Source organism: Achromobacter sp. ACM03 (genome assembly GCF_014851665.1).
In the GTDB taxonomy this organism is placed as follows: domain Bacteria; phylum Pseudomonadota; class Gammaproteobacteria; order Burkholderiales; family Burkholderiaceae_B; genus Achromobacter; species Achromobacter aegrifaciens.
This window is the reverse complement of sequence record NZ_JACVAD010000002.1, coordinates 294713-315776: the sequence shown is the minus strand read 5'-3', so window position 1 is coordinate 315776 and position 21064 is coordinate 294713. Positions and strand designations below refer to the sequence as shown.

The window sequence follows — 21064 nt, the reverse complement described above, 5'->3', positions numbered from 1 at the left end:
GCTGCCGCCTATGCCGGCTTCCCGAACACGCCGCCGCGCCGCGCCACTAGCGTCGCCTGCGTACGATTGAGCACGCCCAGGGTGCCCAGAATGGCCGACACATGCGTCTTGACGGTCTTCTCGGTCATGTTCAGCCGTTCCGAGATTTCCTTGTTGCGCAGTCCGTCGCACATCAGGCATAGCACCTCGACCTGGCGAGGCGTCAGCGCGCGCAGCAAGGCTGCTTCGTCCTGGTCGCCTGCGGACAGCGCGCGGCGCTGCGGCGGCGCCGCCTCGTTGACCGCTTCCAGCGCGGCGGCCAGCTCCTGGCAGCTGGCGGACTTGTTCAGGAAGCCCTGCGCGCCGGCCTCCAGCGCGCGGCGCATGTCCTCGGGATCTTGCGAGGCCGACAGCACCAGGATGCGCAACTTCGACCGGCGCTGACGCAAGCGTTTGAGCAAGTCGGCGCCAGCCATGTCGGGCAGGTAGAAATCCATGATGACGTGCTGGATCGCCGTATGCCGATCCAGTATCTCCAGCGCTTCCTGGCCGCTGGCCGCGGGATGGATCTCCAGGCCGGCCACGCCCTGGCCCAACGCCATCACCAGCGCTTCGCGGAACATGGCGTGGTCGTCGACCAATAACACTGCCGTCATTCGGCATCTCCGGGAAGGGGCGCTGCTTCCCTGGCATGCAGCAGGCCCGTCACGTGCTCGCGCAAAGCCTGGACTTGCACGGGCTTGTGCAAGAGCGGCACGCCGCGCGCGGCAGCCTCGGTCAGGCGCGCCGGATCGGTATCGCCGCTGACCAGCAAGGCAGGCAGATCGGGATCGTTGTATTCCTCGCGCAGCCTTTCGATTACGTGAATGCCGGTCTCGTGTTCGCGCAGCCGGTAATCCGTGACGATCAGGGCCGGCGTTTCGGCCAGCGGCAGCACGCGCTCGAACAGCGCATTGCCGCTGGTCGCGGCGATGACGCGGCAGCCCCAGCTTTCGAACAGCATCGACAGGCCCGCCAGGTTCTGCGCGTCGTCGTCCACCAGCAGCGCCAGCTTGCCGCGCAGGCTGTCTTCACTTGCAGGCGCCCGGGGCAGTCCCACATTGGCATCCGTGATCGAAAGGCCTGCCGCGGCCGGATCCGACAGCGGCGCCGTGACCGCGAACACCGTGCTGCGGCCTTCTTCCGAGCGCAGCGCCAGTTCGTGGGCCAGCAGCCTGGCGGTGCGGCGCACGATGGCCAGGCCCAAGCCCAGGCCCTTGCTGCGGTCGCGCTCGGGATTGGCCAGTTGATGGAACTCCCAGAAGACGCGCTCCTGCTCGGCCTTGGGAATCCCCGGGCCGTTGTCCCAGACCTCGATGCGCAATCGGCTTCCGCGCCTGCGGCAGCCCACCAGGACGCGGCCGCCGTCGGAGTGCACGATGGCATTGCTGATCAGATTGCGCAGCATGCGCTCCAGCAGCACGGGATCCGAACGCACGCTGGCCGCGCACGCGCGCACCCGCAGCCGTATCCCCTTCTCGCTGGCCTGCGGCGCGTATTCGGCCTTGAGCTGGTCCAGCAGCGGCTGCATCCTGAACGTCTCGAAACGAGGTTCGATGACGCCGGCGTCCAGCCGCGACAGATTCAACAGCGCGTCGAACAGATGGCCCATCGCCGACAGCGCGCTGGTGATGTTGTCGACCAGATAGCGCCCGTGCCGGGACAGGGGTTCGTTCGCCAGCAAGCCCAGGAACAAGTTCACCGCATGCACGGGCTGGCGCAGGTCGTGGCTGGCCGCAGCAAGAAAGCGGGACTTCTCCAGATCGCTGCGTTCGGCCGCTATCTTCTCCTGGCGCACCTGTTCCAGCAGCGCCAGGTTTTCATAACCCAGCCGCAACGCGTCCAGGTGGGTGCGGTTCATGCGATGGATGAACGCCAGGGTCGCGACCAGATATGCCAGGCCGCCCGTCACCAGCGCCAGATGGATGGCGGAAGGCTGCGCCGCCAGCGCGATGAACATCGGCGCGAAAGCCGGCACTTCGAACGCGTACATCACCGGCAGCATCATGTAGTTCGAATAGATGGCGCCCGTACCCAGTCCGAACAGGATGACGATGAAGAACAGCTGATACTCCAGCGGGACGAAAAACGTCCAGTAGGCCAGGGGCAGTCCCCACAGGATGCCGGAGCACAGATTCCCCGCCAGCATGCGGCGCACCCAGCGCTGCGCCGCTGACGGATCGGCGCGATGGCGGTCGTACGCCACCACGGCGGCCCAGCGCAGCACACCCACGGCCAACGTGGCGCCCAGCCACAGCAGGATCTCGTGGTGGGGCAGCACGCCGACCAAGGCGAATGCGGAAAAACAGGCGCTGATCAGCGACCCGGCCAGGGCGAACGGAAAGCTTCGGCGCAATGCGTCGACCTGCACCTGATGGATGCGGGCGGCATAGGACGAACTTGGCGGCGTGGAAGCGGAAGTCTGACCGATGGTTGGCTGCAATGGCGTGGGGATGTTACGTGCGAGGGACCTGCCGCTTGCGCAGGGGCGGATCGAAACGTGTGCGGATTTTAGACCCATCGTGCGGATTTCCGCAGGCGCTGCGCGATTTTCGTTCGGCATTGACATTCCAACGGTGGAAAACCCCAGGATTTCCGCCTTGGCCCCGGGCGTATGCGCTCCCTGCCCGCTTTCCTGCGGCCGGCACCACGCCCGAGGCGCGCCAACCCGTCAGACTCAATCCGACGGCCCGATCCGCGACGACTTGGTGGAAAGATCCGATGAAACTACCCGCATCCAGGCAAGAGCTGCTGTGTAACCTCCGCGACCGGCACAGGCAATTCCGCGTCGAGGCGGCCACCATACGCGCGAGCCTCTACCGAAGGACGGCCGAGGTGGGACATGCTCATCGCATGCCTATCGATGCCGCCACCGTGTTGGTCGACCTCATTCTCTGGAACACGATGATCCTGCAGTTCGCCGCCGCGGGGGCAGGGGATGCCGGCTCCCCCTTCTACAGCAGGGAAGCGATGCTGGACAGATTCTGCCGCCTGACCCACGGCTTCCGACGCGACTTCAACGGCAGCAGCCTGCACAGGCTGCATGAACTGACCCGTCTGGGGCAGGAACGCGTGGTCAGCAGCGTAGCGCGGCACACGGACGCCGCCCTCTTCGCGCCCTCGGGCGCAGGAACTGGAACCTTGGGCGGCCAACTTCAGATTCTGACTTGCATGGCTTATGCCAATGGGCTGTCGAAATTGCGCGCCTGGAAGCAGGCCGTGTAGCAGCATCGCTGCCCGGTCGCCGCGGACAAGGCTTGGGCCGCCGCTTTGACGCGGCGGCCCAAGCCCGGGGACTGGCTATGTCCTCCAGGGCCTGGCGACATTTGGCGGACCCTATGCCCCGGCGGGCATGCGCGCCGAATGCTCGGACCAACCTCCACCCAACGCCTTGTAGAGGTCGATCAGGTTGTTCAGGCGCGTCAGGCGCGTGCGCACCAGGATCTGTTGCGCGCCGTATAGCGAGCGATAGGCCTCAAGCAAGGTGAGATAGTCGTCCACGCCCTCCTGAAACCGCAGTTCCGCCAGCTCATAAGCGCTGCGGCTTGCCGTCACCGCCAACTGCTCCGAACGGATTTGGTCGTCAAGCGTGCGCTTGCCCGCCAAGCCATCGGCCACCTCGCGGAATGCCACCTGAATGGCCTGCTCGTAGTTGGCGATTTCCACCCGCTTCTTTACATGCGCCACGTCCAGGTTGGCCAACAAGGCGCCTCCCCGAAAAATGGGCAGCGTGATGTGCGGCAGGAACGCCCAGGCCCGCGACCCGGAGTCGAACAAGCCGTCCAGAGAGGCGCTGGCGGTTCCCGCCGAGCCCGTCAGGCTGATCGCCGGCAGGAAAGCGGCGCGCGCCGCGCCGATATTGGCATTGGCGCCGCGCAGCATCTGCTCCGCCGCGCGTATGTCGGGCCGTCGGACCAACAACTCGGAGGGTAGTCCGGTCGGCAAATCCGATGGAACGATACCGTCTGGCAGCGTCGTTGCCGCGTCCAGCTGGCTGGACAACTCGGGCGTCAGCGGCTGTCCCAGGAGCAGCACCAGCGCGTTGCGGTCCCTGGCTACTTGTCGCGTGTAGGCGGACCGGTTGGCCTCCGCATTACGCAACGCAATCTCGGCCAGACGCAGGTCGAGCTGCGTCGAGTTGCCGGCCGCAGCCAGATCGGCCGTCAGATCATACGAACGCTTTTGCGTGGCCAGCGTGTCTTCCGTCAGCCGCAACAGCTCCTGGTCGGCGCGCAGCGTGAGGTAGGCATTGGCCACTTCGGCAACCAGGCTCAGCTGCGTGGCGATCCGGTTCTCCTCCAGTGCCAGATATGTGGCCAGGGCCTGATCGCTGAGGCTGCGGATACGGCCCCAAAGGTCCAGTTCCCAGGCGCTCGTCACGCCGGCCACGTCATAGCGCTTCGAGACCTGGCCGTCCTGCGTGGCGCCAAGGTCGCCCGGAATGCGCTCGGATGCGCCACTGGCCGAGACGCTCAGGTTCGGCAGCATCGCGGCGCGCTGGATTCGGTACAACGCCTGCGCCGCTTCGACGTTGAGCGCGGCGCGGCGCATGTCCCGATTGTTGTGCAGCGAGATTTCTATCAATTGCTGCAAGAGCGGATCCCGGAAAAATTCGCGCCATCCTATGTCGGCCGCGGCCATCGCATCGGGCTTGTGCCGCGCATCCTCGGCATCCGAAGAATAGGTCGCGTCGACAGGCGCAGCGGGGCGTTCGTACTTCGGCGCCAGGGAGCAGCCGGCCAACGCGGCCGCAAGCGTCAGCGGCGCGAGCTTCAGGCAGCGCCGGGAGCGGGTGTAAAGATGCTTCATGTCGTTATTCCTCCTGGCCATCATGCGTGTTGCTTGGCCGAGCGGGTCGCGGCCCGGCGGGCTTCCCGTCGCAGCGCCAATTTGCGCACCACGACGTAGAACACGGGCGTGAGCAACAGGCCGAACAGGGTCACGCCAACCATTCCCGCAAACACTGCGATACCCATGGCATGGCGCATCTCCGCCCCGGCGCCTGTAGCCAGCACCAACGGCACCACGCCGGCGATGAAAGCGAACGAGGTCATCAGGATGGGGCGCAGGCGCAACCGGGCAGCCTCCAGCACTGCCGCCAGCGGATCGGCGCCTTCGTCCTCCTTGGTGCGGGCGAATTCCACGATCAGGATGGCATTCTTGGCGGCCAAGCCGACCAGCACCACAAAGCCGATCTGCGTGAAGATGTTGTTATCGCCGTTGGACAGCCAGACCCCGCCTATCGCCGAAAGCAATGCCATGGGCGCGATGAGCAGCACGGCGAACGGCAACGACCAGCTGTTGTACTGGGCAGCAAGAATGAGGAAGGCCAACAGCACCGCCAATGGGAAGATGTACAACGCCGAATTCCCAGCCTGCTTCTCCTGGTAGACGAGGTCCGTCCACTCGTAGACCATGCCTTCGGGCAAGGTCTCGCGGACGATGCGTTCTATCGCGTCCGTCGCCTGCCCCGAGGAATATCCCGGCGCGGGACCGCCGCTGATATCCGCCGACGGAAAGCCGTTGTAGCGGATGACCCTGTCCGGCCCGGACCCGCGCGTCAGCGTCACAAAGGCGCTCAGGGGAATCATTTCGCCACTGTCGTTACGCACCTTGAGCATCCCGATGTCGTCGGCCTGCATGCGGAACGGCGCGTCGGCCTGCGCCATGACCCGGTAGGTGCGCCCGAAGCGGTTGAAGTCATTGACGTAGAGCGATCCCAGATTGATTTGCAGAGTCTCGAACACGTCCGTCAGCGATACCCCCAGGGACTTGGCCTTGACGCGGTCGATGTCCACCTGCAACTGCGGCGCGTTGGTCTGGAAGCTGGCCAGCATGTTCGCCAGTTCGGGAGCCTGCATGGCCTTCGCCATGATCTGCCCCTGCGCCTGGGCCAGCGCTTCGAACCCCAATCCGGCGCGGTCCTCGATCTGCAGCTTGAAGCCGCCCATGGCCCCCAGGCCCGGCACGGGAGGCGGCGGGAAGATACCGAGGAACCCGTCCGGAATCTGACTGAACTTGCCCATCAGCTTTCCGGCGATGGCGTTGGCGGAAAGCGAAGGATCCTGGCGTTCATCGAAGGGTTTGAGCATGGCGAACATCAGCGCCGAGTTCGGCACGTTCACCGGACCGTTGACCGAAAGCCCGGGGAAGGCAACCACGCTCTCCACGCCCGGTTCGGCCAGCGCGATCTCGGACATCTGCTTCACCGCCGCCTCCGTCCTGTCGAGCGAAGCGCCGCTGGGCAACTGTGCGATACCCACCAGGAAGTACTTGTCCTGGGCCGGCACGAATCCGTTCGGCACCTGGTGAAAGCCCAGCCAGGTCAGGCCGACGAAGCCGGCGTACAGCAGCAGCACGATGGCACTGCCGCGCACCGCCCGGCGCACCGTTCCGACGTAGGCATTCGAGGCGCTGTCGAAGAAGACATTGAAGCGCCGGAAGAAGCCGCCCAGCGCCCGGCCCATGATGCGCGTAAGCCAGTCGGCCTTGGCCGCGTCGTGATGCGGCTTGAGCAGGATGGCCGCAAGCGCGGGCGACAGGGTGAGCGAGTTGATGGCGGAGAGTATGGTCGAAATTGCGATGGTCAGCGCGAACTGGCGATAGAACTCGCCCTGCAGCCCGGACAGGAAGGCCGACGGAATGAAGACTGCCGCCAGCACCGAGGTGATCGCAATAATCGGCCCCGTCACCTCGTCCATGGCCTTGATCGCGGCCTGCCTTGGGGATTCGCCCAGGGCCATGTGCCGCTCCACGTTTTCGACCACCACGATGGCGTCGTCCACCACGATGCCGATCGACAGGACCAGGCCGAACAGCGACAGCGTGTTGAGCGAAAAGCCGAACATGTGCATCAGCGCAAAGGTCCCCACCAGCGACACGGGCACGGCCACCAGGGGAATGATGGACGCGCGCCAGGTCTGCAGGAACAGCACCACCACGATGACGACGAGAAGGATGGCCTCCAGCAGCGTGACCGCCACCGATTGCAGCGAGGCGCGCACGAACACGGTGGGGTCGTAGGCGATCCGGTATTCCACATCCTGCGGGAAGCTCTGCTGCAGCTCCTGCATCTTGCCGCGCACCGCATTGGAGACGTCGATGGCGTTGGCGCCGGGACTCTGGATGATCTGCAGAGCGGGCGCCGATTCGCCATCGATCAGGCTGCGCAAGGTGTAGGCATCCGCCCCCAGCGAAACGCGGGCAACGTCGCGCAGCCGGGTAACCTGGCCATCCGCGCCCGTCTTCACCACGATGTCGCCGAACTGCTCCGCGCTGGTCAGACGCCCCAGCGTGTTGACCGTCACCTGGTAGGCCGCCGTGGTATCCGGCTGCTGGCCCACCGACCCCGCGGCGACCTGCACGTTCTGCTCCCGCAGGGCCGCAACCACGTCGCTGGCGGTCAGGCCGCGCGCGGCGACGCTGGTGGGGTCTAGCCAGACGCGCATCGAGTACTCGCCGGCGCCCCAGACCAGCACGTCGCCCACGCCGGGCAGGCGCGCGAGTTCGTCGCGCACCTGCCGGATGGCGAAGTTCGATAGATAGAGCGAGTCGTAGCGTTTTTCCGGCGAAACCAGGTGCACCACCATCAACACGTCGGGTGAGGTCTTCTGCGTGACCACCCCGATGCGCTGCACTTCCTGCGGCAAGCGCGGCAAGGCGCGCGAGACCCGGTTCTGCACCTGGATCTGCGCCATGTCCGGGTCCGTTCCCTGCTTGAAGGCAATGGTGAGCACCATCTGGCCGTCGACGGCCATCTGGGAACTCATGTACAGCATGCCTTCCACGCCGTTGATCACCTGTTCCAGCGGGGCCGCCACGGTATCGGCGATCACTTCCGGATTGGCGCCGGGATAGCTTGCCGTCACCTGTACCGTGGGCGGGGTGACGGCGGGATACTCGCTCAGCGGCAACTGCCAGAACGCAATGCCGCCCGCCAACAGCATCAGCAACGACAGGACGATGGCGAAGATTGGCCGCGCAATGAAGAAATGAGGGAACTTCATGGGCGGGCCTCCGCAGCGGCTACCTGCTGCATGGGCACCATACGCGGCGTGACGCTCATGCCGGGGCGTACCAGCCCCTTGATGATGATCCTCTCACCAGCCTGCAAGCCGGAACTGATCATGCGCAGCCCATCCACCATCTGGCCCAGCTGCACCGCGCGGTACTGGGCCTGATTGTCGGCACCCACGACCAGGACGTAGTTTTTCCCCTGGTCCGTACCCACCGCCAGATCATCGACCAGAATGGCTGCGCGCTCGGCGCCGGTCGTCAGCCTGGCACGCGCGAACAGCCCCGGGGCCAACAGGCCATCGGGATTCGGCACGACGGCGCGGGCGCGGATGGTGCCTGTGCCGCGGTCGATCTGGTTGCCCACGAAATCCAGCGTGCCCTTGTGGGGAAAGCCCTGGTCCGTCGCGAGCGCCACGGCGACCGGCAGCGACGCCTTTCCGCCCTGGGAGTCTGGCCGGGCCAGCCTCACGGCGTTGAGGTAGGTCGCTTCGTCTATGTCGAAGTACACGTGCACCGGGTCGATCGAAACGATCGTGGTCAGCAGGTTGGCCGCGCCCCCCGCCCCGCCGTTGACCAGATTGCCTTCGGTCACCATGATCCGGTCGACGCGACCTGATATCGGGGCCGTGATGCGCGCGTAGGACAGATCGAGCCGCGCCGCCGCCACGGCTGCCTTGGCCACCAGGATCTCCGCCTGGCGGGCGTTGCGCGCGGACACGGCGTCGTCATAGGTCTTGCGCGACACCGCGCCGGTCGCCACCAGCCGCTGGGCGCGGTCGAAGTCAGCCTGGGCCTGGCTGGCCAGCGCCTCGGCCTGGCGCAACTGCGCCGCGGCCGTGTCGAGCGCCACCTGGAATGGCCGCGGATCGATCTGGAACAGCTGCTGTCCTTTGCGCACCAGGCTGCCCTCGGGAACGCTGACGGCATCTACCGCGCCGCTGACCCGCGAGCGTAATTCGACGGATTCCGGAGCCGCCAGATATCCGGTGAAGTCGGTCGATGGCGCGATGACACGCTGGATCACTTCGGCGACCGGAACCTGAGGCGCCATCGGCGCGCCCGCGGAAGGCGGCGGCTTGCTTTCATCTCCGGACGCATCACCGGCCGCCCACGCAATGGTTCCGGCCGCCGCGATGGCTCCAGCCACGACAACGATTCTGAATTTTCGACGCATCGACATGCCCCTTCTGTACGGCAGGGCTTCGGCCCTTCCGAAGCGCTCTGCAGAAATTCGGCAAGGCTAGGGATTCCAACGACAGGAAGGTCAAGCATGCGCTGGCGGATGCGGCGGGCTATTGACCTTGCAACTGTTGGAAGCAATAGATTGGGACCGCCGTCTGAACGGCAGAGGGCATCTCGATGCCGTTCCATACCAACCCGAAGTATCTGGAGCAACCCAATGAGCAGTAGAACGGTGGACATCCGGCAGGCGCGAGCCAGGCTGCCGGTTCCGGACGGCCAGACCATACTCGAAGCAGCACTGCAGAATGGCGTTGCCTATCCGCACGGCTGCCGATCGGGCCGCTGCGGCAGCTGCAAATCGCGCCTGATCGAAGGCGCGGTGGAAATGCTGCCGCACTCGCGCTACGCGTTGACGGAAGAAGAAACGCGCTGCGGCTTCATCCTGGCGTGCCGCGCGGTTCCGAAGAGCGATGTGGCGGTGGCATGGCTGGGCAACGACGAAGCAGCCGCGGCGCCAATCCAGAATGTGGAAGGGACCGTCGTTGCCATGGACGAACTGACGCACGACATCATGCGCGTAAGGATCCGACCTGAAGCAACGAATACCTTGCCGTTCGCCGCCGGGCAGTATGCCGACATCAGGTTCGGGCCGTCGCCGGCGCGCAGCTACTCGATGGCCAACAGGCCAGGCGATCGCGAACTGGAATTCCACATCCGCCGTGTTCCGGGCGGGGTCGCGTCGGGCTATGTCCACGCCACGCTGCAATCTGGTGAACGCGTGGCGCTGCGCGCACCGCTCGGCTCCTCGCATCTGCGCGATGAACATTCCGGACCGATGCTCTGCATCGCGGGAGGTTCGGGATTGGCCCCCATCAACTCAATTGTCGAAACCGCGCTCGCGCACGGCATGAGCCAGCCGATTCATGTCTACTTCGGCGCGCGCACGGAACGGGATCTTTACTTCGTCCAGCATTTCGAGGCGTTGGCACGCCGCCACGCCAACCTGAGCTTTGTGCCCGTGTTGTCCGAGGCGCATGCCACGCCATACCGGACCGGCTTCGTCACGCAAGCCGCCGGCGCAGACCTCGCGGACTTGAAAAGCTGGAAAGCCTATGTCGCCGGCCCGCCGGCGATGGTGGAAGCGGCGATGGCTCTGGCGTTCGAGCGCGGACTGAACGTCCAGGACATGCACGCCGATGTTTTTTTTACGCCACAGTAACCAGCCGGACCGGCCCCTCCCCGGCCGGCGGCATGCTTGACCTTCCCATGTTGGAAAGCTCTAGTCTTCTCTCATGCCTCTACCCATTCCTTTGAGCGAGGAGACTCCCATGAACATCGGCGAAGCGTCCAAGACCTCCAAGGTATCGGCAAAAATGATCCGCTATTACGAGCAGATCGGCCTGATACCCGTGGCGCAGCGGAACTCGTCCGGCTACCGCGCCTACAGCCGGATCGATGTTCACCGGCTGCACTTCATCCGCCGTGCTCGCAACCTGGGCTTTTCAGTCGCCGAGACCAAGGATCTGCTGAGCCTCTGGCACGACCAGTCGCGCCAGAGCGCGGACGTCAAGCACGTAGCCCAGGAACACCTGGCTGAACTGGACCGGCGCATCGAAAGCATGCGGCAGATGGCCGACACGCTCGAGGCGCTGATCCGCTGTTGCGCGGGCGACGATCGGCCGAATTGCCCCATCCTGCACACCCTTGAGCAGCCGGACGAAAAAGAACAGGAGCCCGCCGCGCGCGGCGGCGCCGTGCTGCGGAGCGCTCGCAAGGAATCGCCGGCAAAACCCGCATCAGCTTGTTGAGCGCCTGGAATCCGATATGCCAAAAATCACCGTACTCCCGCATGCCGAGCTGGCGCCCGAAGGCGCCGAGCTGGAGGTGCGGGCTGGCACCACAATTTGCGAGGCCCTGCTGGCCAACGGCATTGAAATAGAACATGCATGCGACATGAGCGCCGCCTGCACCACCTGCCACTGCATCGTGCGCAAGGGTTTCGAATCCTTGAACGAAGCGAACGAGTCCGAGGACGACCTGCTCGACCGCGCCTGGGGGCTGGAAGCCCAATCCCGCCTGAGCTGCCAGGCGATCGTCGCGGAAGAGGACCTTACCGTCGCCATCCCCAAATACACGATCAACCATGCGAAGGAAGAGCATTAGGATCTGGCTGAGGTGTCAGGAACTTCGGCCGATGAGCCTTGCATCCTGTCGGCCGCCTGCCTCGTAGATGTCCCATGCCTGTCCGGCGCTGGCGTCATCATGGATCATGGCCATCAGCGCCCGCACCACCGATGACGGATCGGCGTGTTGGTAGACATTGCGGCCATACACCAGCCCCACCGCCCCTTCATCGAGCAACTCGCGCGACCGCTCGAAGACCTGCCGCAGGTCCTCCCGGCCACCGCCGCGCACCAGCACCGGGCAGCGCGCCGCCTGCACCACGCGGTGGAAATCGCGCGTGGCGGTCGTGGGGTCGGCCTTGACGATGTCGGCGCCCATTTCGCGCGCCAGCCTGACCAGCGTGACGATCTTCTCCGCATCGCCATCGACCATATAGCCGCCGCGCGCGGAATGCGGCGCCATGACCAGGGGTTCGATCATCAGCGGCATGCCGTAGCGGTCGCAGTCCGCGCGTACCCGCGCGATGTTGGCGACGCACTGGCGGAACAGGTCGGGCTCGTCCGGCAGCATGAACAGGTTGACCACCACGCAGGCCGCGTCCATCTGGACCGCAGGCAGCACCGGGTCTTGCTCGTTCTGCAGCACGGCCCACATGACGCGGTGGGTCGTGGCGTTGTAGGGATTGCCCATGTCCAGCCGCATGACCAGCGCGGGCTTGTCGCGGCCGGGGCGTTGCTGGAGCAGGTCGGCCTGGCCATAGTTCAGCTGGATGGCGTCGGGGCGCGCGGCGGCCAGTTGTTCCATCACGGCCGGCATGTCCTCCAGTCCGGACAGGAAGCTGGGTTCATTGCAGACGCCGTGGTCGACGGCGATGTCCAGGCAGCGGCCGCCGTTCAGCAGGCGGTTCAGGCGCGCTTCTTTTCTGTGCAGCATGGAGATTCCTTGTTCAATCCAGTGTTTGCAGATGACGCCCGGCTGCCAGGTCGATGGCGGCAATGTCTTCAGGCGTAAGTTCCAGCGCGGCAGCGCCGGCGTTCTGCCTGGCCTGCTGCGGCGTGCGGGCGCCGCATAGCGCCACGGTGACCCCGCCTGGGCGCGTGGTCCAGGCGATCATCAGTTGCGAAGCCGAGCAGTCCAGCCGCTGGCGCAGCGGTTCCAGTTCTGCGAAGAAGCCTTGCAGCCGGCTGCGATTGGCGACGCTGAAACGGGGGTTGCCGGCGCGCTGGTCGTCGCCGGTAAAGCGGCGCTCCGGATCGATGGGTCCGGCCAGCAGGCCGAGCGCCAACGAGGAATACCCGAGGATGCCGACGTTGTGGCGGCGGCATAGCGGCATCAGCGTGGCTTCGATCTCGCGGTCGATCAGGCTGTAGCGTTCCTGAATGGCGTCCACCGGGCCATGGCGCAGGTATTCGGCCAAAGTGCCGGGATCCACGTTGCTGACGCCGATGGCGCGGATCTTGCCTTGCCGCTTCAGATCCAGCAGGGCGTCCATGGTCTCGGCGACGGGCGTGCCGGCGTCCTGCCAATGCGTGATGTAGAGGTCGATGTAGTCCGTCTGCAGCCGCGCCAGGCTTTGCTCTACTTCGTGGAAGATGGAAGCGCGGCCCAGGTGGCGGTGCACGGCCTGGCCTTCCTCGTCGAAGAAATGCTCGCCTTGGCGTGTATGCCAGACCAGCCCGCATTTGGTGGCGATGACGGCCTGCTGGCGGCGCCCCTTGAGCGCCTGGCCGACCAGGCTTTCGGCGTGCCCCAGGCCATAGGCAGGCGCGGTATCGATGAGCCGTACGCCCGCGTCCAGGGACGCCTGGATGGCGGCAACGGCAGCCGCATCGTCCCCGCCGCCCCACATCCAGCCGCCCATGGCCCAGGTGCCCAGGCCGACGGATTCGCAGGCGATGCCGGACGCGCCCAGTGTTGTTGTCTTCATCGTGAAACCTTTTTGACGTTCATGAGATGGTCGACGGTGACCGCGGCCAGCAGGATCAGCCCCTTGACGACGTCTTGCCAGTAGGGCGACACGTCCAGCAGGATGAGCGAGCTGGTGACGACCGACAGCAAGGCCAAGCCCAGCACCGCGCCCAGCACGGTGCCCGAGCCGCCCTTGAGACTGGCGCCCCCGATCACCACCGCCGCGATGACGTTGAGCTCCATGCCCACGCCGAAGTTGGGCGTGGCAGCGCCGAAGCGGGCCGTGTAGACCACCCCTGCGACGCCGGCCAAGGTCGAGCACAGCACAGTGACCCAGAACTTCACGCGGCCGGTGCGGATGCCGGCATAGAGCGCCGCCTTTTCATTGCTGCCGGTGTAGAACACCTTGCGCAACAGGGCGGCGCGGCGCAACGCGAAATCGCTGATGACGACGATGGCGGCGAAGATCAGGATGACGGCGGGTATGCCCGCGATGGATCCCTGCCCGATGAACTTGAACTGCGGCGGCAAGGAGAACAGCGATTGCGGCGTGCCCTGGGTGATGGCCAGGCACAGGCCGCGCACGATCACCATGAACGCCAGCGACGCGATGAAATGGCTGAGGCCGATGCGGGTGACGCAGCCGCCGATGAGCGCGCCCACCATCGTGCAGACGGCGATCGCGGCCAGGCTGGCGGTCCATGGGTCCAGTCCCATCAGGAAGAGCTTGCCGGTGATGACCATGGCCAGGCAGACCACCGAGCCCACCGACAAGTCGATGCCGCCGACGATGACCAGTATGGTCATGCCGACCACCACGATGCCTTCGATGGAAAACGACAGCAGCATGGCGCGCACGTTTTCCCAGGTCAGGAAATGCGGCGACGCGAAGCTCATGACGACGCACAGCGCGGCAATGATCAGCAGCAGCCCCGCTTCGCGGAAGCTGCCCAGCCGGCGTCCCGGGCGGGCCCCCGTCGGCAGGCCGGCGGCCGGAGGCATCAGGACTGCTTGCGCCGCCGGTTGGGTTTTCAGGTCGCTCGTCATGTCGCCTCCTCGGCGGACAGGCCGGAGGCCAGCCGCAGCAATTTTTCTTCCGTCATTTCGCTGGCCGCAAGCTCTCCGGCGAGCCTGCCATTGCGTATCACCAAGGCCCGGTCGCACAGGCCGATGATTTCCGGCAGCTCGGACGAGATCACCACCACGCCCACGCCCTGGTTGGCCAGGTCGCGCAGCAGGTGATGGATCTCGGATTTGGCGCCGACGTCCACGCCGCGCGTCGGTTCGTCCATCAGCAGCACCGAGGGGCGGGTCGCCAGCAGTTTGGCGATGGCCACCTTTTGCTGGTTGCCGCCCGACAGGCAGCTGGCGTCGATCGCCACGCCGTCCGACTTGAGCCTGAGCCGGGCGCCCAGCTCGACGGCCAGGCTGCGTTCCGCCGTGCGTTTGAGCAGGCCGAAGCGCGAGCTGATGCGGCGCAGCGCCATCGAAGACACGTTCTGTTCGATAGGCATGTCCAGGAACAGGCCGGCTGCCTTGCGGTCTTCGCTCAGGTAGGCGATGCCGTGGCGCAGGGCGTCGGCATAGCGGCGCAGCCGCAGGGGCTGGCCGCGCAGCCGCACGGCGCCTCGCCGCGCGCGCCGCAGGCCGCACACGGTTTCGGCCAGCTCGCTGCGGCCCGCGCCCATCAGGCCGGAGATGCCCAGGATTTCGCCTCGGCGCAGCGTGAACGAGATGCCGTGGACTGCGGCGCCGTCGGCAAGGTCCTCCACTTCCAGCAGGGTCTCGGCTAGCGCATCGCCAGCCGCCTGCCGGGGTGGGTAGTAGTTGCCCAGATCGCGCCCCACCATGCAGCGCACCAGCGCATCCGGAGAAAGCGCCGCAATATCGCCGCTGTGCACATCGCGGCCGTCACGCAACACCGTGACGCGGTCGCAGTGCTCGAAGATCTCTGCCATGCGGTGGCTGATGTAGACGATGCCGATGCCCTGGGCCTTGAGGTCATGCAGGACGCGGAACAGCGCCACGGACTCCACTTCCGTCAACGCGGCGGTGGGTTCGTCCAGGATCAGCACCTTGCAGTCCAGCGTCAAGGCGCGGGCGATCTCGACCAGCTGCTGGCTCGATATGCCCAGCGCATCCACCCGCAGGCCCGGGTCGATGTCCTGGCCCAGCCGCCGCAGCACGGCCGCAGCGCGCTCTTGCAGGCCGGCATAGTCCATCCAGGCCTGTGCACCCGCGCTGATCATGGGCATGAAGATGTTCTCGGCCACGGTCGCATCGCCGCATAGCGAGATTTCCTGGTGCACCAGGCCGATGCCCAGGCGCATCGCATGGGCCGGCCCGTTGATGACCACGCGCTCGCCTTCCAGGTAGATGTCGCCGCTGTCGGGCTGGTGGATGCCGTCGATGATCTTCATCAGCGTCGACTTGCCAGCGCCGTTCTCGCCGCACAAGGCATGGATTTCGCCCCGGCGCAGCGTGAAGCGCACGTCGGCCAGGGCTTTGGACGCGCCGAACTGCTTGCTGATGCCCTGCAGTTCCAGCAGCGCTGCGGGCGCCTTCATTCGTTGATGCCCTTGGTGCCGCGACGCGCCAGGTACTTGTCCCAATAGAAGTCGTCGGCGTTCGCCTTGCTGACGATGGACAGGCCGTTGTCCAGGAACGGCACGGCCATGGGGTTGGTGCCGTTGCGCTTGGCGTCATTCATCGGGTCGATCAGTTGCTGGTTGCGCGCCAGGAACAGCAGCATCATGCCCATATAGCCCTGCACGCCCTGGTTCGGGTTGACGGAACCGAAGACCTCGCCCGACTTGATCATGTCCAGGATCTTGGCGTTCACGTCGCAGCACAGGACCTTGATGTTCTTCTTGGTCTCGATGGAGGCCTGCGCCGCGCCCAGCGCCGAGTTGGCTTCGGGCATGAACAGGGCGCCCAGGCCGGGGTTGGCCTGCGCCAGGCTCAGCGTGGCCTGGTAGGCCTTGTTCGGATCCTGGTTGCTGGCCGCGCGGCCCACCAGCTTCATGCCGGGATGCTGGGTCTTCATGCGGTTGATGAAGGCGGCAACGCGGCGGTCATGGTTGTCCTGGCCGGGGTTTTCCAGCACCGCGTATTCGCCCTTGCCATTGAGCGAGGCCGCGATGGCGTCGGCGGCCTGCGCGCCTTCGCGGTCGTTGTCGGACGTGACAAAGGACACGCGCTTGGAATTGGGCGAGTCGGCCGCAAAGGTCACCACCGGGATGCCCATGGCCGCGGCGCGGTTGATGGGTTCGATGAAGGGGTCGGGGTTCATGGGATGCAGCAGGATGCCGGCCGGCTTGCGCGCCAGTTCCTGCTCGAACGAGGCCAGTTGCTTATTGACGTCGTACTCGGGCGTGCCCGAATAGCGGGTGCGCACGCCGAGCGAATGGCCCAGCTGCTTCATCATTTCGTAGACAGGGAACCAGTACTCCACCCCGGACACCATCACGTTCATCACGTAGACGTCGTTGGCGTTGCCGCGCAGCCCGGGGGCTTGCGGAGTGTTCTGCGCAAAGGCGTTGACGCTCGCCAGGCCGGCGCCCGCCGCCGCTACGGTCTTCAAGAAATCTCGTCTCATGTTCCGCTCCTTTTTTCGCATCGTTCCAAGAACCCTGCAGCCCTCGGTGCCTGTTGTTCAACCTTGTTTTGGTCGAATCGTTGTTATGACATCGACGAACTATATTGCAGCCGGATTTTTTAGATTACTAGGGGAAACACTGCTATTCTGCGGGAAATATCTGTAGACAATGTTATGACATGAAAACAGACATCTACCTGGGCATAGACATGGGCTCCACGGGCTTGAAGGCGGTTGCCTTCGAGGCCGGGAGCGGGACCACACTGGCCGCATCGGGCGGCGCGCTGCCCTATCGGCAACTGGCGCAAGGCGGTTGCGAACTGCCCGCGGACGCCATCCAGACGGCGCTGGCGCGGGCCTTGCAAGGCGTGGCAACCCAGTTGGGTCCGCGCGTGGCCCACCTGCGCGCGCTGTGCTGCACCGGCCATGGCGCCGGCCTGTATGCGCTGGATGCAAGCGGCCAATTGCTGGAAGGCCGCGCGGTGGCATCGACCGACCAGCGCGCCGCCGCGCGCGCCCGGGCGCTGGGCCGCGACATGGGGGACGCGCTGTATCACGAAGTCGGCTGCCGGCCGTGGTCAGGACAGTCGTCGCTTATCGCTGCAGAACTCTACGGCGCGGACGCCGCTCAACTCCGCCGCATCCGCCACCTGCTGTTCGCCAAGGACTATCTGGGATTCCTGTTGACCGGCGAAATCGCCACGGACGCCAGCGACGCCAGCACGGCCGGCCTGCTGTCGCTCAACACGGGGACTTGGTCCACGATGGCTTTCGAGGCCGCCGGCCTGTCCGGCCTGGCCGCCACGGCGCTGGCGCCCATCGCGCCCAGCGGCGCCGTGATCGGCCGGCTGCGGCCGGCCCAGGCGGCCGCTTTCGGTTTGCCCGCCGGCCTGCCCGTGGCGCTCGGCGCAATCGATCTGCTCGCCTCGCTGAAGGCGGTGAACGCGGAGCGCCAGGGGCACGCCGTGGCCGTGCTCGGCACCTGGTGCGTGAATGCCGTGGTGGCGCCGGCCCGCGAACCGAAGCCGGAGGTGGGCGCCATTGTCAGCTTCGGCGATCCGGACCGCAGGCTTTATCTGGAAAACAGCCCCTCATCGATGGCGAACGTGGCCTGGCTGGCGCGCACCTTGCAGTTCCAGGATGCGGCCGCGGCGGTGGATTGCGCGATGGGCGTGCCCCTGGGCGCCGACGGTCTGCGTTTTCTGCCCTTCATCAATGGCGGCAGCTGGCCGGCGGGAGCCTGCGCGGGTTACGTCGGCCTGCAAGGCCATCACACCCGCGCGCACATGGCGCGTGCCGTGGTGGACGCCGTGGTAGCGCTGCACGCGCGGCACCTGAAGCGCCTGGCGGCGCTTGGACTGGGCGTGCCAGACAAGGTCGCCGCGCTGGGCGGCGGCGCCCGGGACTTGCGTTTGGCGCGCCTGCTGGCGGGCTTTCTGGGCCACGCCGTGGAACGCTGCGGCGACGACGAAACCGGTGCGCGCGGCGCTGCGCTGTATGCCGCGCTGTCGCAGAACCCTGGCGGCGGCGACTTGCTGCCCGCCCCATGCGAACGGGTCGAACCCCTGGCCACCGAAGCGCAGGCGCACGCAGATTTCTACGCCAGCTTCCATGGCCTGGTGGACAGCATGGCCCCGGCTTTCGGCCATCTTGCGGGATCCGCGCGATGACTCCTCGCACATCCGCTTTCATGCGCCCGGCTTCGTTGGCGGGACGCCATTTTTCGACGGTGATCGTAGGCGCGGGCATCAACGGGGCTGGCGTGTTCCGCGACCTGTCGCTGCAGGGCGTGGATTGCCTGATCGTGGACAAGGACGATGTGGCCGCCGGCGCCAGCAGCGCGCCATCGCGCATGATCCACGGCGGCTTGCGCTACCTGGAAAGCGGATCATTTTCCCTGGTGGCGGAGGCCACGCGCGAACGCAATCTGCTGCTGCGCAATGCGGCGCATCTGGTGCAGCCGCTGGAAACCGTGGTGCCGCTATCCAGCCGCTTCGGCGGACTGTGGGGCAGCATGCTGCGCTTTGCCGGCCTGAACGCCTCACCTGGCGCGCGGGGACTGTGCGTGGTGGGACTGGGCTTGCGCCTCTATGACAAGCTGGGCCGCAACCAGCGCGTCATGCCGGAACATCGCATCGAGCGCCTGCCGGCGGCGGACAACGCGCTGTTCGGCGCGGCGGTGCGCTGGACGGCCACGTATTACGACGCCTGGATACGGCATCCGGAATGGCTGGTGCTGGAGCTGATCGACGATGCGCATCGCGGCCACCCGGCCTCGGTCGCGTCGAACTATTGCAGCGTGACGGCTTGCCAGGGCCGCGCCATTACCCTGCGCGATGCGCTGACCGGCGAATCCGTGCAAGTGACTGCCGACACGGTGGTCAACGCAACGGGCGCCTGGCTGGACCGCGCGGCTGGCGCCCTGGAAGGCGACGGCTCGCGCGTCATGGGCACCAAAGGATCACACCTGATCCTGGATCACCCCGCACTGCGCACCGCGCTCCAGGGACGCATGGCGTACTTCGAGGCGTCCGACGGCCGGGTGTGCATCGTCTACCCGTTCCTGGACCGAGTGCTGGTGGGATCCACCGACATTCCGGTGGATGATCCCGACCTCGCCGCGACCGAACCGGCGGAGATCGACTACCTGCTCGATGTATTGCATGAGGTGTTTCCCCGCCTGGACTTCAGCCGGAAGGACGTGGTCTACACTTACGTGGGCGTCAGGCCGCTGGCCCAGTCGGATGCCGACAAACCCGGGCAGATATCGCGCGACCACGCGGTGGTGATCGACCCGCCCAACTCGCGCCGCGAGGTGCCGATGGTGTGCCTGGTCGGCGGAAAATGGACGACGTTCCGTTCGCTAGCGCAACTGGCGGCCGACGCGGTGCTGCAGCAACTGGGTCGCGCGCGGCGGCAGTCGACCGAGCAGGTGGCGATCGGTGGAGGCGCGGGCATGCCCGCCGATGCGGCGGGACGGCAACGCTTTCTGGACAGCATTCAGGCCGCCACCGCGCTGGACCGCGGGCGCGTCGCCGAACTGTTCATGCGCTATGGTGCGCGGGCGGGCGCCGTGGCGGCGGATTTCGCCGCGGCGGGCGATAAGCCCTTGCGCCACGCGCCAGATCATTCAACGGCCGAGATCCGCTATCTGTGCCGCGAAACGTCTGTGCAGCACTTGGCCGACCTGGCGATCCGGCGCACCTTGCTGGCCATTCGCGGCCATGTCACGCCGGCACTGCTTGCGGAACTGGCGGATATCGCCGCAGCCGAGCTGGGCTGGAGCCCGGCGCGCCGGCAAGACGAGTTACGAGCCTGCACCGCGACGCTGCGGGACCGGCACTGTGTTCAACTTCCTCCAGACGAGGCGCCCTGGGCAGAGCCCGCCGATTCCGCCTTGGCTACAGGTTCGATTTCAAACTCTTTGACGACATGAGCAGCCCCATCTCCACCGAAGCCATATTGGACCGCAGCGCCGGCGCCCCGCTCTGGACACAGTTCCGCGACGTGGTGCGCGGCAAGATCCTGCAAGGCGAACTGGCCGTGGGCGACAAGCTGCCCACCGAGGCCGAGTTCGGCGAGCAATATGGCATTTCGCGCATCGTCGTGCGCGAAGCGCTGGCGGACCTGGTCCGCAACGGCCTGATCTACAAGATACGCGGCCAGGGCGCCTTCGTGTCGGCGCGCGAGCGCGACGAAGACTTCGTGTCCACCGTGCTGGGCTTTTCGGACGAAATGGAGCGCAAGGGCCGCACGGTACGCACCCAGGTGCTGCTGCAGGAACTGCGCGCGCCCACGGCGCACGAAGCCAGTTCGCTAGGGCTGACCGAAGACAGCCAGGTCGTGGCGCTCAAGCGGTTGCGCAGCGTCGACGGCGAACTGCAATTGCTGGTGGAAACGGCCGTGCCCGCGGATCTGGTGCCGGGCCTGCACCGCACCCGCCTGGAAAACCGTTCGCTCTACGACGTGCTGCGCAGACAGTACGGCCTGCGCATCGTGCGCGCGGAACGTTGGATAGACGCGGTGCAACCGGACGCCCAGACCTGCGAATTGCTGGGCATGAAAGATCCCGAACCCATGCTGCGCATCGAGTCCATCGCCTATGGCGCCAACGGGCGGGCGCTGGAGCACTACCGCGCCTTGCACCGCTGCAAGTCCAGCCGGCTGCATGTGCAGACTACTACCTGAGACGGCAGGAGGCTTGCAGATTTGGCGATC

At 66.1% G+C, this 21064-nt stretch carries 17 protein-coding genes; 7 read left to right on the top strand and 10 right to left on the bottom strand.

The genetic code is table 11. The annotated features are described in order from the left end of the window. Nucleotides 1-8: 8 nt before the first annotated feature. Both IB257_RS09715 and IB257_RS09710 read right to left on the bottom strand, forming a co-directional pair. The gene (locus IB257_RS09715) at nt 9-635 is read right to left on the bottom strand and encodes a response regulator transcription factor (RefSeq protein WP_054455098.1); all 627 of its coding nucleotides are present in this window, start codon (nt 633-635) and stop codon (nt 9-11) included. Then, nucleotides 632-2461 (bottom strand): hybrid sensor histidine kinase/response regulator, encoded by a 1830-nt coding sequence (locus tag IB257_RS09710; RefSeq protein ID WP_054455100.1) that lies wholly within the window; start codon nt 2459-2461, stop codon nt 632-634. The genes IB257_RS09715 and IB257_RS09710 overlap by 4 nt, the downstream gene beginning before the upstream one ends. 278 nt (nt 2462-2739) lie before the next feature. On the opposite strand from IB257_RS09710, the gene IB257_RS09705 reads away from it, so the two are divergent. Further along, nucleotides 2740-3243 carry a ClbS/DfsB family four-helix bundle protein gene (locus tag IB257_RS09705; RefSeq protein WP_166738351.1) on the top strand — a complete coding sequence of 168 codons (504 nt, stop codon included), beginning with the start codon at nt 2740-2742 and terminating at the stop codon, nt 3241-3243. A gap of 111 nt (nt 3244-3354) precedes the next feature. Here IB257_RS09705 and IB257_RS09700 read toward each other — a convergent pair whose 3' ends face one another. From IB257_RS09700 to IB257_RS09690, 3 genes are read right to left on the bottom strand one after another with little or no spacing between them, the layout of a single operon-like run. Beyond that, complete coding sequence (locus tag IB257_RS09700; protein ID WP_192492230.1) at nt 3355-4827, bottom strand: efflux transporter outer membrane subunit; 1473 nt, start codon at nt 4825-4827, stop codon at nt 3355-3357. 20 nt (nt 4828-4847) lie between these two features. Next, nucleotides 4848-8024, bottom strand: a complete 3177-nt coding sequence (locus tag IB257_RS09695; protein WP_125471752.1) for an efflux RND transporter permease subunit — start codon at nt 8022-8024, stop codon at nt 4848-4850. Then, complete coding sequence (locus tag IB257_RS09690) at nt 8021-9085, bottom strand: efflux RND transporter periplasmic adaptor subunit (RefSeq protein ID WP_280528335.1); 1065 nt, start codon at nt 9083-9085, stop codon at nt 8021-8023. The genes IB257_RS09695 and IB257_RS09690 overlap by 4 nt, the downstream gene beginning before the upstream one ends. Before the next feature lie 348 nt (nt 9086-9433). Between IB257_RS09690 and IB257_RS09685 the strand changes: the two genes are divergently transcribed. From IB257_RS09685 to fdx, 3 genes are all read left to right on the top strand, one after another. Next, complete coding sequence (locus tag IB257_RS09685) at nt 9434-10435, top strand: 2Fe-2S iron-sulfur cluster-binding protein (protein ID WP_192492229.1); 1002 nt, start codon at nt 9434-9436, stop codon at nt 10433-10435. A 109-nt stretch (nt 10436-10544) separates the two neighbouring features. Beyond that, a complete protein-coding gene (gene cueR, locus IB257_RS09680; RefSeq protein ID WP_054455110.1) occupies nt 10545-11024 on the top strand; it encodes a Cu(I)-responsive transcriptional regulator in 480 nt (159 codons plus the stop codon). 16 nt (nt 11025-11040) lie between these two features. Beyond that, complete coding sequence (fdx, locus tag IB257_RS09675; protein WP_054455112.1) at nt 11041-11379, top strand: ISC system 2Fe-2S type ferredoxin; 339 nt, start codon at nt 11041-11043, stop codon at nt 11377-11379. 15 nt (nt 11380-11394) lie between these two features. On the opposite strand, the gene IB257_RS09670 is transcribed toward fdx, so the two are convergent. The 5 genes from IB257_RS09670 to IB257_RS09650 are packed head-to-tail and all read right to left on the bottom strand — an operon-like array spanning nt 11395 to nt 16846. Continuing rightward, nucleotides 11395-12273, bottom strand: coding sequence for a class I fructose-bisphosphate aldolase (locus IB257_RS09670; protein ID WP_054455113.1), 879 nt, complete (start codon nt 12271-12273; stop codon nt 11395-11397). A 13-nt stretch (nt 12274-12286) separates the two neighbouring features. Next, nucleotides 12287-13267 carry an aldo/keto reductase gene (locus IB257_RS09665; protein ID WP_192353756.1) on the bottom strand — a complete coding sequence of 327 codons (981 nt, stop codon included), beginning with the start codon at nt 13265-13267 and terminating at the stop codon, nt 12287-12289. Continuing rightward, nucleotides 13264-14250, bottom strand: a complete 987-nt coding sequence (locus tag IB257_RS09660) for an ABC transporter permease (protein WP_192330731.1) — start codon at nt 14248-14250, stop codon at nt 13264-13266. Before IB257_RS09660 ends, IB257_RS09665 begins: the two co-directional genes overlap by 4 nt. 41 nt (nt 14251-14291) lie before the next feature. Beyond that, nucleotides 14292-15815, bottom strand: coding sequence for a sugar ABC transporter ATP-binding protein (locus tag IB257_RS09655; RefSeq protein ID WP_175161184.1), 1524 nt, complete (start codon nt 15813-15815; stop codon nt 14292-14294). Continuing rightward, a complete protein-coding gene (locus tag IB257_RS09650; protein WP_054455120.1) occupies nt 15812-16846 on the bottom strand; it encodes a substrate-binding domain-containing protein in 1035 nt (344 codons plus the stop codon). The genes IB257_RS09655 and IB257_RS09650 overlap by 4 nt, the downstream gene beginning before the upstream one ends. 179 nt (nt 16847-17025) lie before the next feature. Between IB257_RS09650 and IB257_RS09645 the strand changes: the two genes are divergently transcribed. From IB257_RS09645 to IB257_RS09635, 3 genes are read left to right on the top strand one after another with little or no spacing between them, the layout of a single operon-like run. Then, nucleotides 17026-18516: an FGGY family carbohydrate kinase gene (locus IB257_RS09645; RefSeq protein ID WP_192492228.1), complete on the top strand. Its 1491-nt coding sequence runs from the start codon at nt 17026-17028 to the stop codon at nt 18514-18516. Beyond that, nucleotides 18513-20282, top strand: a complete 1770-nt coding sequence (locus IB257_RS09640) for a glycerol-3-phosphate dehydrogenase/oxidase (protein WP_192492227.1) — start codon at nt 18513-18515, stop codon at nt 20280-20282. Before IB257_RS09645 ends, IB257_RS09640 begins: the two co-directional genes overlap by 4 nt. Beyond that, the gene (locus IB257_RS09635; protein ID WP_175180418.1) at nt 20279-21034 is read left to right on the top strand and encodes a GntR family transcriptional regulator; all 756 of its coding nucleotides are present in this window, start codon (nt 20279-20281) and stop codon (nt 21032-21034) included. The genes IB257_RS09640 and IB257_RS09635 overlap by 4 nt, the downstream gene beginning before the upstream one ends. The last annotated feature ends 30 nt before the right edge of the window (nt 21035-21064 follow it).